At 48.8% G+C, this 11,738-nt stretch carries 11 protein-coding genes; 6 read left to right on the top strand and 5 right to left on the bottom strand.

Annotated elements, in window-relative coordinates; translation table 11 throughout:
* Window positions 1–94: 94 nt before the first annotated feature.
* Window positions 95–5,275, top strand: coding sequence for a metallophosphoesterase (locus U2W12_RS13415; RefSeq protein WP_326501197.1), 5,181 nt, complete (start codon window positions 95–97; stop codon window positions 5,273–5,275).
* Between the two features lie 564 nt (window positions 5,276–5,839).
* On the opposite strand, the gene U2W12_RS13410 is transcribed toward U2W12_RS13415, so the two are convergent.
* Window positions 5,840–6,187 carry an integrase core domain-containing protein gene (locus tag U2W12_RS13410; RefSeq protein ID WP_326501196.1) on the bottom strand — a complete coding sequence of 116 codons (348 nt, stop codon included), beginning with the start codon at window positions 6,185–6,187 and terminating at the stop codon, window positions 5,840–5,842.
* 204 nt (window positions 6,188–6,391) lie between these two features.
* Here U2W12_RS13410 and U2W12_RS13405 point away from each other — a divergent pair, with 204 nt between their 5' ends.
* The 4 genes from U2W12_RS13405 (at window position 6,392) to U2W12_RS13390 (ending at window position 8,357) form a co-directional block, all read left to right on the top strand.
* A complete protein-coding gene (locus U2W12_RS13405; protein ID WP_326501195.1) occupies window positions 6,392–6,640 on the top strand; it encodes a hypothetical protein in 249 nt (82 codons plus the stop codon).
* Between the two features lie 2 nt (window positions 6,641–6,642).
* Window positions 6,643–7,074, top strand: a complete 432-nt coding sequence (locus U2W12_RS13400; RefSeq protein ID WP_326501194.1) for a type II toxin-antitoxin system VapC family toxin — start codon at window positions 6,643–6,645, stop codon at window positions 7,072–7,074.
* Between the two features lie 805 nt (window positions 7,075–7,879).
* Complete coding sequence (locus U2W12_RS13395) at window positions 7,880–8,071, top strand: hypothetical protein (protein WP_326501193.1); 192 nt, start codon at window positions 7,880–7,882, stop codon at window positions 8,069–8,071.
* Between the two features lie 31 nt (window positions 8,072–8,102).
* A complete protein-coding gene (locus tag U2W12_RS13390; RefSeq protein WP_326501192.1) occupies window positions 8,103–8,357 on the top strand; it encodes a DUF1579 family protein in 255 nt (84 codons plus the stop codon).
* Here the strand turns inward: U2W12_RS13390 and U2W12_RS13385 are convergent.
* Both U2W12_RS13385 and U2W12_RS13380 read right to left on the bottom strand, forming a co-directional pair.
* On the bottom strand, window positions 8,259–8,462 hold the full coding sequence (locus U2W12_RS13385; protein WP_326501191.1) for a helix-turn-helix transcriptional regulator: 204 nt from the start codon (window positions 8,460–8,462) through the stop codon (window positions 8,259–8,261). The genes U2W12_RS13390 and U2W12_RS13385 overlap by 99 nt on opposite strands.
* 204 nt (window positions 8,463–8,666) lie before the next feature.
* Window positions 8,667–9,491, bottom strand: a complete 825-nt coding sequence (locus U2W12_RS13380; RefSeq protein WP_326501190.1) for a class I SAM-dependent methyltransferase — start codon at window positions 9,489–9,491, stop codon at window positions 8,667–8,669.
* Between the two features lie 278 nt (window positions 9,492–9,769).
* Between U2W12_RS13380 and U2W12_RS13375 the strand changes: the two genes are divergently transcribed.
* On the top strand, window positions 9,770–10,054 hold the full coding sequence (locus U2W12_RS13375) for a hypothetical protein (protein ID WP_326501189.1): 285 nt from the start codon (window positions 9,770–9,772) through the stop codon (window positions 10,052–10,054).
* Here the strand turns inward: U2W12_RS13375 and U2W12_RS13370 are convergent.
* The gene (locus tag U2W12_RS13370) at window positions 10,026–10,394 is read right to left on the bottom strand and encodes a cytochrome-c oxidase (RefSeq protein WP_326501188.1); all 369 of its coding nucleotides are present in this window, start codon (window positions 10,392–10,394) and stop codon (window positions 10,026–10,028) included. The genes U2W12_RS13375 and U2W12_RS13370 overlap by 29 nt on opposite strands.
* Window positions 10,395–10,547: 153 nt before the next feature.
* The coding region (locus tag U2W12_RS13365) for a GAF domain-containing protein (RefSeq protein WP_326501187.1) at window positions 10,548–11,738 on the bottom strand (1,191 nt) is incomplete at its 5' end.

The following is an 11,738-nucleotide window of genomic DNA, read 5'->3' as shown; positions in this document are numbered from 1 at the left end:
AATTAATGAAACCGGTGTTGTTCCTCATAATTTATTAAATAAGCCTGCCGGTAAATTTGACCGGTAGGCGCAAATTAAAGATGTTTAGTTTGCAATGGAAATAATTCTACACTTAACTGACCTACATTTCGGCTCCGAAGGCGATAAACCGAGTAGCCAAGCACAGAGGAAAATTTGTCTCGATTCGTTATTGGCTGAACTAGCCAAACTAGATTCTACTTGGAAACCTACCTTTATTTGTATTACAGGGGACTTGGTCTGGCGAGGTGCCGGTAGTGACTATGATCAAGCGAAACAATGGTTAGATCAGCTCTTATTAGCGTGCGAGTTAACTTATGAGCAACTGATTATCTGTGTTGGTAATCATGAAGTTGATCGGAAATTAGCAGAAAGGCTTCCTCGTCCATCCAATGCGGAAGAGGCCGATAGTACGTTGGCTCTGCCATTACCGGATTTTTTACAGCAACCTTTCCTGAATTTCATAAAATTTTGCGAGGCAAATAATATTCCGATCCTGAATTTTGGCGATACGGAATCGTATTTGATTGGCATACGGGAATATCGTGGCATTAAGTTTCTAATTTTAAATTCATGCTGGTTTTCCAAGGATAACCAAGACAAAGGTAAGTTATGGATGGGATTTCCACATTTGCAATATATGGAGGCTAACAGTCAAATATCTCGCATTCAACCCGACCATGTATCTCCTCCTGTAACTATTGCCTTAATGCATCATCCTGTGACATGGTTACATGAGGAAGAGCAACACGCTTTTCAAGCCCGTCCCAACACATGGGATTACCTCGCAATGCGTTGCGACGTTTTATTGACCGGCCATACTCATGGAGAAAGTCGACGGGCAGATCAAATTGCCGAAGGTGCGAGGCATTTTACCGGCGGCGCTACATATGCTGATGCCAATTATTTCAATTCGTTTCGTTTGCTGAAAATCGATCACGAAAACATTGTTTACAGAACTTTCGATTTCGATCCACGTTCTGCCGATATTGCTTGGAAACCTTCCAATGCCGTTTCATTACCTATAAGACAGCAAATTCGGGCAATTCAAAAAAGCATACAAGTGGCACCAGCCGACGCAAAAGATAGATTACGAGAAGCGCTACGTGCCGATGCTGAACGTCAGAGGGATAGAAAATCACGTCTATTGCGCCCGATCGGATCGTTACCTAGTTCTGTGCCACAACAAGTTTCCCTGCAAGTCAGTAAGCAAATTGACCGCTTCGATCCACTGGGTCGAATGCTCAGAAAAGACAAATCTGAGTACGTGATGCCATTGTATGAGGCAGTGCGAGAATCACGCCGCACATTGCTGCTGGGTGATTTGGGTACAGGGAAAAGTACATTGGCAGCACAATTAGTGATTGAGACTCTGGAGCGCTCGGTGACAACTGTGGCGGTACTTCTGCCCGTTAAAAACTTAAAACTACCTGAGCGGTTATTGTTGCAAGATCTGCTGCAAGCACTGGATGCGCACATCTCCGGTGAAGTCATACCCGACGAAACGCCACCGAAACTGAACGATTTGCTACAAAGTCAAACCGAAGTTTTAGTTGTATTTGATGGTTTGGACGAATTGTCCCGAGATTGCGCAGGACGGCTGCTGAGTATGGCGGCAAAGCTAACGGAGCATTGGCCGACGATACAAGTAGTCGCTACCGCCCGGCCAGTGGAAATGCGCGGCGTTTCTTTTGCCGATTGGCAGATCATACACACGACTTCTCTACAAGAAGCTGGGAAGTTTCAATTTCTTATGGAAGAACTGATCGCAGATGGAGTTTCTCCAGAGTTGGCGGAAGACAAGGCCCAAGCTTTATTGCGAATATTAAAAGAACTGCCGACGTTGAATTCATTGGCTGTCACACCGCTGGTTATCCGCATGATTTATCCTCGGTTAGACGCCGCCACCTCGCAAACATCACTGAGTCTGGGAGATTTACTGTACGAACTGTTGATTGAACGCTTGAATGGTTGGCAACAGCGAGACGATAAACCCGTCAACTTTACCGATTTCGAAGCGGCATTACCGACCGCTGAAGCAAAAGCCGAATTTCTTGCTGTATTAGCACAAAAAAACGCCGTCGGAATTTCTATTACGTCTGAGGCTGCCAGAGCAAATCTGATGGATGCAGCGGTCAAGATTGATAAAGCAAATCCACATGCTTTAGTTGATCAGGCACTGACCTGTTTCAAATGGCTAGGCCTTATTTCACTTTCTGATGTTTTGGAGTTTCCTCTTCAGCCGCTTGCTGAAATGGCTGCGGCTATAGCTCTGGTAAAACAATGGCGGGGAGAAAGTGCAAATATCTATCTACCAAACAATGACGAATGGCGGATTGTTTCATTCGCCGCTGCAATTATCCGTCGTAGACTTTGGCTTGATGAATTGATTCAGCCGTTAAAGTGCTATATTGGACAATTGTTACAAAATCCTCATAACGTTCCCGCTGCTTGCTACATCGTGGTGGAAGCTAACGATGCCAATTACGCTAAATACTTGATTCAGGCCTTTTCACGGCTCGGTTATCATCCGTTGGTGCCATTCGAAGATGAGCGCATTGCTTCGTCGCGTAACATCGCCAACGCCCTGTGGTTGGCGGGAACCGAAGGGTTCGACTGGCTGTTCGGGCAATATCTTGATCCCACATATCCCCTTCCTAATGCCGGCAGCAAAACCATTCATGATGTCTTTTATCAATGGTCCAAGTTCGCACAGGGGAACCTAGATGCTTCTCAGAAACAGCGCCTCTCAACTATGGTCATGCCTTATCTGGCTACTGGTGAAGCAAACTTCTTCGGCGTACTCGGTATGTTATCTTTATTGGTTCCAGAAGCGTTTGAACTGGAAGACCGGCTTTGGTATCACCTATATGAACTGGATAGTCCAACGTTTGGTGATGGGCTCCTTTCGCAAATCCGCTTGGAATTCTTCGATCCGAACACTAGGCCATTGCTTGAAAAAATGCTTCTGCATCGCGCGTCAGAAAGCGCGGCTGCGGCATTGCTTTGGTTAGAATTGAATCCTGATAGCGCCCTCCCTGTTGAAATTATACGAGCTTCTTTTCGTTATCTATCCAAGACTGTGACCGGTAACGCGGCTATTACGTTGTCAATGCAATGCCGTCAACGGCTAGGGCAGGAACGCTGGTTGCGATTCGCACGCTGGATGTTAAGTGATGGAGACAACAGTGTTGCCTGTGGCGCAGCCTCGACATTACATGAAACTGGCGAAAATAGGCTTTCCCTACTCGGGGATGTTTTTATGCGCGCCATGCATGATGGCGGATATATGGCTGTGGCGGAAAAAATCATGGCCGAGCTCATCAATGGCGAAAATGATAAGGGTATTAATTGGCTGATTAATCGACTAGAAAAGGAGAGCGATTCACGATTTGGCGGCCATTCAGGCTATTGGCGGTTATTGTTGGCTTATATAGCTCGATTAGAAAACGGCCCAGACAAATTAGCCGGTTGTCTGCAAGCTCTAGGGCAATTTGTCTTACCACGTTATCCCGAAGTGAGAGAAGCATTTTCTCGCTTGTTGAATGGTTCTAACGGGAGTGCATATCGCCATGCATTGCGAAAACGTCTGCATGATCTGAACCCAACGATTCGTAGGAACGCCGCTCATGTCCTAGTGGCAACTGATCCCAGTACAGAAAGTGAGGCTTTGTTTGTTGCAGTACGCTCAAGGGCTGTTGGTTGGCATCATGAGCTGCACGAATGGGAAAGTTTCTGCCTTACTTTGAATTTTTCACCTGTTGTGCTGGGGTTTCTGCAAAGTCGTATGGATTTGCTGGAATCTCAGTCGAGAGCTTTTGCTCGGGTTTTGTTGGTAAAAGGCAAACTGATAGAGCCTGAATTCCAAATCGAATGGGCTAACGCGCTTTTCGAACTCGGCAATTGGCATTTGCTGCGTGATCCCATATGCCAGGACATGTTAAGTAGCAAAGAAGCTTTGGCGTTTCTGGTACAACAATTGGCGCAATCGAATCCGAATTTTGCAAGCCAAGCAGCAGAGCAATTATTACGTAGCCACCGCAGCACTTTGACGGCGCAGATAGAAGCCCAGTGCATCTTGTTGGAAAGCCGGTCAACGTGCTGGCCGAAAAGTTTTATTGAACAGATGATACGCTTAGCAGATGATGTTGAGTTTCGGATCTCGTTAATCGAAGCCTACGAAGTTCTGCGAAACCAAGGCTGTAACCCATTACCTTTGGGGCTGGTAGCGCAAGCTATTCAAGACGATATTCCATGGAAAGATGCTCTTTGGACGATGTTTGTTGCCGAGTTAGGAGTAGGCATTGGAGATCAGGCAGAAGTGTTTGGCTCGGCACTTTTGCAATTCGGTTCTATAAAACAGGAGTATCGTCAGGCCATAGGCCAAGCGGCAATACACTGTATGGATGATTCACGGACCAAAGCATCGCGTTGGATTGAAAATTATCATTGGCTCGCTCTGATAGCTGATGAATTTATCGGGCTTAAAGCAGAATCTATTCGGGAGGTATTAAAGCACGCCAGTGGGCGCCCAATTCATTGTGCAGCCGCGGCAGCTTTACTCGCGCGAATAGGTGAAGTGCCAGACGGCGTGCGTTTCGAGCGCGGCGTACGAAATCGTCCTGAATTATCTGGGCTCGTTCACAATGAAAATATGGAAGCAAATCTATTCCAAAGGTTATTGGATTATGGAAGAGATGCCGAAAAGCTCCATGAAGAAACATTAAACACCATTGAAAAATATTTGTATTTTCCTCAGCCCGATGAATCGGTATTTAAAAAATTGACAGCTCAAGGCAAACCGGGAATCCTCATCAGTACAGTGCTCCGCTTTTGCTACGATGCCGATCCAAAGCTATTGGAAACCCTGCCATTGCTGAGTGAGTGGGGCAGACTTTGGCATAATTCAGGCCAAAATCGACAACTTGAACGGTTGCTGCAAATCTGGATGTCAAGTAGGGAAGCAGTGCTGCGTGAAAATAGTTACGCTGCTGAGCAATATTTGGAAGCTCTTGATAAGGAAATACTTATTGGCAACCATTGGATACTGCCGTTAGCTACAGAAATATTGAACACACGAAAAAGTTTACTTCCATCTCAAATAAGCACCGTGTTTTCGGAGTATGCAGAACACCGTACATTTTTGCACGAAAGACTATTTGAGCAATTCGTCACTTGGTTATCGAGCGATTTTGATAGCGTGACCAGAGAGGCAGTATTGGAGGCGGTCCATGCTCCCCTTGTCGTAAGTGAATAGCAACAAGTTCATTGGCATTTCTTGAGCTCTCTAAGTCATTGATTTGCTATTCACAGGTTGCAAACGAACTTCTCGCGAAGCACTTATTGGGTGAATCTTATAGCTCTGATAACAGCTATGCCTTGCTGTTATTTCCCTGTGTCCAATGGGCGTTCGGTGGTGAGCAGATGCAAACAGCTCAAGTGGTTTTTTTACAGGGAATGCTGGCTGTGTTAAATGAAAAACTAACGTCGAGGCGGGACACTCCCTCTTCTAGCATGTTAACGGTATTGGCCAAGTTGGGACCGTTGCTTAAAAAAGTCCCACATGCGGCAATTGCCTCTACCATAGAAACTGGACTTACATCACCTGATCCGGCGACTAGAGCCTTTTGTTATATTGTTGACAGCTTTGCAAGGTTCTGCAAACCTTAAAAAAGAGAGTACTCGTATTTTGAATACTCGTTACAAATCCATCTAAGACGAGAGCAATAACAGAAATGCTCATCCGAGTTATAAATCCAGTCAGCAATGAATGTCAGGAAATAACTTTAAATAGATTTGAATAATTAAAATGTAAGAAATCTCAGGGTTGTTTACAGAGGGGTTGATTGAAATAAGCGGTGAGTATTTCATAAGGGGTAGCATTATTCAAACTCTTATGAGGCTTCACGGTATTGTAGAAGTTAATGAAACGGATCAATTGAATACGACGATCAGCGCTGTCCTTAAAGCAGGTCTGATTGTGCCACATCTCCATTAAGGTGCGAATGCCCCGTTCGGCTTTGCCGTTGGTTTGAGGCCGATTGACACGGGTAAACTTCTGGCCGATGCCGTGTTGCAGGCAGGCTTTGACAAAGGCATGCTGGCCTGTGCCCTTGTATTGCATATCCAGACGATACACTTTTGCAACGATATGATGGAGTTGTGTCAAACTACAACAAAATGATCTTTCAACGCAGTTTAGAAAATCAGCAGTTAATCGAACTGCGCGACTGGCTCCTCCCTATGCTCATGAACGGCCAGGTGACGATAAAATAATATTCGAAAGGATCAGCCATAATGCCCCAAAGAAGGATTTAGGCGCTGCTTTTTACTATTATGGTATTATTTTTTCTTAAAAACTGAGGTGGTACAAATGCAAAGAATCAGTATTACCATTGACGACCGTTTAAAAGCCGAACTGGATGACATCACCGGCAAAGGCGAACGTGCGGCCTTTATCAGCCAGGCTATTCAGAAAGCCGTGGACGACTGGCACAAGCAGCAGGCGCTGAAAAAAATCCTGGACTTCAAACCTTACAAAATTGACCAAGATTCGGTCGACGTATTGCGGGAAGTCAGAGCGGACCGAATCCAGCAAGTGATCGATGCCAGTCGGGATTGAGAATGCAACGCTATGTGATCGACAGCTCGGTATTCAACAAGCTTTATCTGGACGAAGCAGACCGTGACAAGGCACAACAGCTTTTCATCAAAGCCGCGGAGGGCGAAGCCATGCTGTTTGCGCCCGATTTGCTGTTTCTTGAAGTGGTGAATACCGCGCAACGCTGCGGCGTGCCTATCGATGCCGTCGTTGAACTGCTGGAGGCGCAGCGGTATTTGATGCAAATGCGCGCCATCACCAGCGACGAGCGAAAGAAGGCGTTGCAGATTATCGCCGGCGGTCATGATAAAAGCGGTTACCCATCCATTTACGATGCCGTTTTCCACGCCATGGCCTTGTGCAATCAGGCGGTTTTGGTGACGGCCGATAAACGGCATTATGCGAAAACTCAATCCCTTGGCAGTATTTGTTTGTTGGATAGTTTGAGCTTTTGAAATCCGGATTTCCTTAGCATGCCTCGATGAAACGCAGGACCGTAGGTTGGGTTAGGCGTTAGCCGTAGCTCAACATGAAGGCCTGTCCGCCGCTGATAACTTTGACTGTTGGGTTACGCTGTTGCTAACCCAACCTACAAAAACCAGGGATCCGATACAAGGTATTGAGCAAGTTAATCCCTCGCACCAAGCACTCAACTGTGCTGCAACATCAAATCTCCAGACAAAAAAATCCGGCGTAGAGCCGGATTTGAAGGAGGAAGTATTGCTATAAGCTTAAGCAATGTCGCATAGAATATCAGGGTTTGCTTAAGCTAGGAATGTGGCATATTGTCGCGCGTGACAGATTGGCGCAGATTCATTCCGAATTCAGAAAACACAGTCTCATCGCAAGCTGTATAAAAAGTCTGGGGTCTCGATCTTGATAGCGCGCAAAGAGCTCGACGACGAACAGTTCATGCCGGGAGATGCACGAACGCCGCGCCGTCGAGTATCCGGCGGTGAATTACACAGCCTAACTGATACGCAGCAACCTGCCATTTACGATAATCTGCTCGTCCGCTCGCACGTGGCCAGATTCAGGCATTCGAAATTCAAAAGTTTTTGATAGGCAGCGAAGAGGGAACCAAAGACATATACTCTAGGCCTAACTTTCACCCCGCGCCTTCTTGCCGAGCGCCAAGCGCGAGGTAATTCATCTGTGCGCTCTTGGAGGCATTGAACGCGGGCGAAGCTATCAAACGCAAGTTGGAAGTCGTGACGACGAGATAGGGATGTCGAGTTTTACCAAAACGCGTTCGGTGCCATGAAACTGGTCCATGCCTGCATCCGTATTGGCGGCTCGGCTGTCATGCTGACCGACAAATGCCCTGATTGGGGATCTCTCATGCCGAAGTCACTTAAAGGATCATCCCTCATCCTCCGCATAGAGGTGGTGAATGTCGATGCTTTCGTCGGCGCGGGAGCAAAGATCACGATGGGCCTGGTATTCACATGAATTTCTAACCACATCCTGAAAGGAGGAAACCATGCGTTACATACAACTCACTTTCACCAGTCTCTGCGCCGTGCTGATGGCATCCACTGTCATAGCGAAAGACAAAAAGGCGGAGAAAAAGATGGATCCACAGGCGATGATGGAAGTCTACACGAAACTCGCCGCACCGAGCGAGCAGCACAAGCAATTAGCAAGCCTTGCGGGAAGCTGGACAACCAAAACCAAGGAATGGATGGAACCCAACAAGGCACCCGTGGAATCCGCCGGCTCCGCAGTGAAACTGTAACATCTCTGCAGGAGACACCGATAAGGCATCCGCCAATTTGCAAATATTCAACAAGGCAATATTCCTTTTTCCGCGCTCTACCCCGCCCGAATAGCTCCGCGCCATGCCGCACTCGAGTGCCAGTTGCTCTTGCGGCCAACCGCTGCTTCCTGAGTTGGACAAGATATGTGTTGACGCTGGTGAGCACTATCGTCAAGTCTCCCGTATGAGTTAACTGTGACCAAAGTATTCGGCTTACCACGATGAGAAGGCCAAGCGATTTTCTTGCTCAGAAAACTTCAACTGTACAATCGGGACAAATAAATACAATTAAGCCAACGGCTTATTGGCAATGGCATAAATCACATTTGCCTCGATTCCGGTGATCGACTTGGCCCGCAGTTGCGATAGATTTGCCTGCTTCACGCGTTGCAATTGATTAGGTTCAAATTGATCCAACGTACCTCGATAACCGCTTCCCATCACCAGTACCCACCAGTCTTCAGGAGTATGTAGTGGATGTATGGATTGTTCGGTAACAATATCGACATCGTGGATGCCGGCTTCTGACAGCATGGCCCTGAGACCTTCCGGATTGGAAATGCGATCCCAAGGATTAAAGTCTTTGTACAATTCAGGGCGTTCATCACGAACTGACTGCCAAAATAGGCTATTGGCCGGTTCAAACAAATCCGCTCCCCATGTCGTGATGGCTAAACGCCCTCCGGGTCGAACTTGTCGCCATAATTCCTTTACTGCTAGCGCCATATCAGGCACAAAAAAGATTCCAAAAACGCAGATCGCTGCATCGAAACAGGCATCAGGATAACCGAGCGAGAGCATGTCGCCGACTTGAAATTCCAAATTCGTCAGCTTCTTCGCCTCGGCTTTAATTTTTGCCTCGGCCAGCAACTTATCCGCCAAATCGACCGCAATCACTTTTCCGTTAGGCCCTACCATTATCGCCGCCGGTAGTGCCGAAGCGCCAGTCCCTGAACACACATCCAATACCCGTTCTCCCGGCAATAAGTTGATGCGCGCTACCGTACTTCTGCCAAACCGGTTCCAGAAAGTGTTGGCAGGGTGGTCGAATAAATCGGCCGCTGCATTGTATGCATGAGTTGTTTTAGCCTTCGCTTCTTCAAATGTATTCATTGGGAGCCCTTGAAATTTTTGTCAGTTTTGATTGTGGAAATGTAATGTCGTCAGTTTTTATAGAAAATTCAGATTTACTGTTGAACCTAAGAAATCTTGCCTTTGACATTGTTGGAATGTCAAGACGATTTGGAGAATGACAGAGCCTGGTTAGTGCCAAGAACCAGGCGGTCGGGAAACAGGATTGCGACCGACGGCTGCGGGTCGTTTTCGATCATTCATGGGAGGGTGACCATCCGAACTTGAGCGGTTGTAACCGGCTTGCATTTGCAGATAAAGTGAGCCGGGAAAAAATCAAATGCGAGCCTGGCCAGATAAATGCAAGCCGTTACACCTACCGGGATTTATTCAGCGCAGCCCTCTCCGACAATGATCTGGCGGAAATCCGCGAATGCATGCACAAGGGTTGGGCGCTGGGTAGCGAACGTTTCAGGAAACAGGTCGAAGCGCTGGGGCCGCGGCGCGCCGCTTCGAAAGCGGTAGGCCCAAGAAGGACAATAATCGTGCCTGCCCCCATTCGGTGTTTTCCAAGTATTAATGCGCATCCGCTCGAAATACATTGAACAGCAATGCCACAAAGCTCAGCGCGACGATGCTGGAACCGATACCTGCCATCGGCTCGCCTGTTTGCGGGTTTCCGCCGTAAATCAGCGCGACGCCAATCAGGGTGATGGGTAATCCGAAGTTGTGGAGCCAGAAATGCACCTTCGCCAGCACATGGCCGGCGAGCTTCGGAAAAGCCTGGTAGATAAGGCCCGAAATTGCCAGCGAAGCCCAGCCCAAAAGATTCGCGTGCGCATGCGTGTCGCGTTGTTCGAAGGCGTGGCTGGAAGCCATGTAAATGCCGAGCCCGACGCCTACGAGTAAGTAGATGACTGCGATACGGATGAATGTGATGCCCATGTGTGCTCCTGAATTCAAAAACGCCAGTCTAGCATGCCATCTGATCGGAGCTGATTAAGAAAATCGGCAAAGAATATTAAATTTTTCCTAACTTCGCGAACGCCTTGCCTTGAATCGGTCGAGCGGCGCCGGCCGCGAAGATAACCGCAACCTTCAAGCGGTTTCCTCCAGTATCAATGCATGTTCGACTTGCAGATTGAACACGCCGCGCCCTGCCTTCTGCAACGAAATGCCGCATTGCCGCTCTTCCAGGCGTCGCTTCAGCAACACCAGCCGGGTTTCGAGGTTGTCGGCCAAGTCCGGCAATCCCAGTTCGGCCTGCAGGCGCAGTTCGCGGTTGCTGAATTGTTGGCGCCCCGCGGTTTGGTGATTCTGCAATAAATGCCAGAAGATCGCTCCCGCCACGCCCTTGATCAGATAGGCATTGTCGATGAATACGCTGTGATCCCTGGCAAAATGCCTGACCCGAATCGGCGTGCCGGCCTTGTCGGCAATCGGCGCCGCCGCATTCAAGCGCCCGCCGACGATGTCGCCGTCCGCCGCGAGGGAAGACACGACTTGCGCTAGATGGTTCGCGAAGATCGCCATCGCGTCTTCCTCATCGTAACCGAACCGGCAATCCCGATCGCTTTCGACATACAGCACGCCCAACAGGCGCTCTTTTGCCTTGATCGGAACGGCCATTTGGCTGCGGCATTCGGCGATGCCGGGCATCGGGATCGCGGTCTCCAGCAATGTCGTCAGACCGATTTGCTGCATGCTGGCGCGCACGGCCTTGCCGTAGCCGTATTCGTTGACCATATGGGAGATGCGGATGGGAATCCGCATCTGCCCGGCAATCCCGATCACGCCGTGACCCAGCGGAATTTCCGAACCGATCCCGGCGGTCTCGTAGCCTAGGCTGGCGACCGTGTACAGGCTGTTGTGCGCGGGGTCGTGCATCAGCACGATCGCATGGCCGATGCCGAAACTGTCCTCCAAGGCATGCAATACCGCATCGACCAGACCGTCCATATCTTCGCAAGCGGACGTCGCCGCAAGACACTTGCGCAGCAGGGACAGCCAGTTCGGGCGCTGTTCGGCAGCAGGTAAGGACGTTCCCGGGACGCGTTCGATGTCCAGCACGCGGTATAAATCGGCGCCGAGCAGGCGAAACACGTTGCTCATGCCGGTATGAGCGGCGATGCCCGCCAGTTTGGCGCGCATGGTTTCAAATAAGGGGCCAGACGTCTCGGTATGCAGATAGCGGATGTGCAGGCGGTAGATGGCTGCGGTTTGCGAGTCCGTGACCGTCAGCGTGGCGTAGGGGTTGGCCAGAATGTTGGTTCGGGTCTTGTTGAAAAA

The sequence above is a fragment of the Methylomicrobium sp. Wu6 genome (assembly GCF_035916875.1).
Classification (GTDB): Bacteria; Pseudomonadota; Gammaproteobacteria; order Methylococcales; family Methylomonadaceae; genus Methylomicrobium.
Note: the sequence above shows the minus strand (reverse complement) of the source record. Positions and strands in the feature narration are given on the sequence as shown.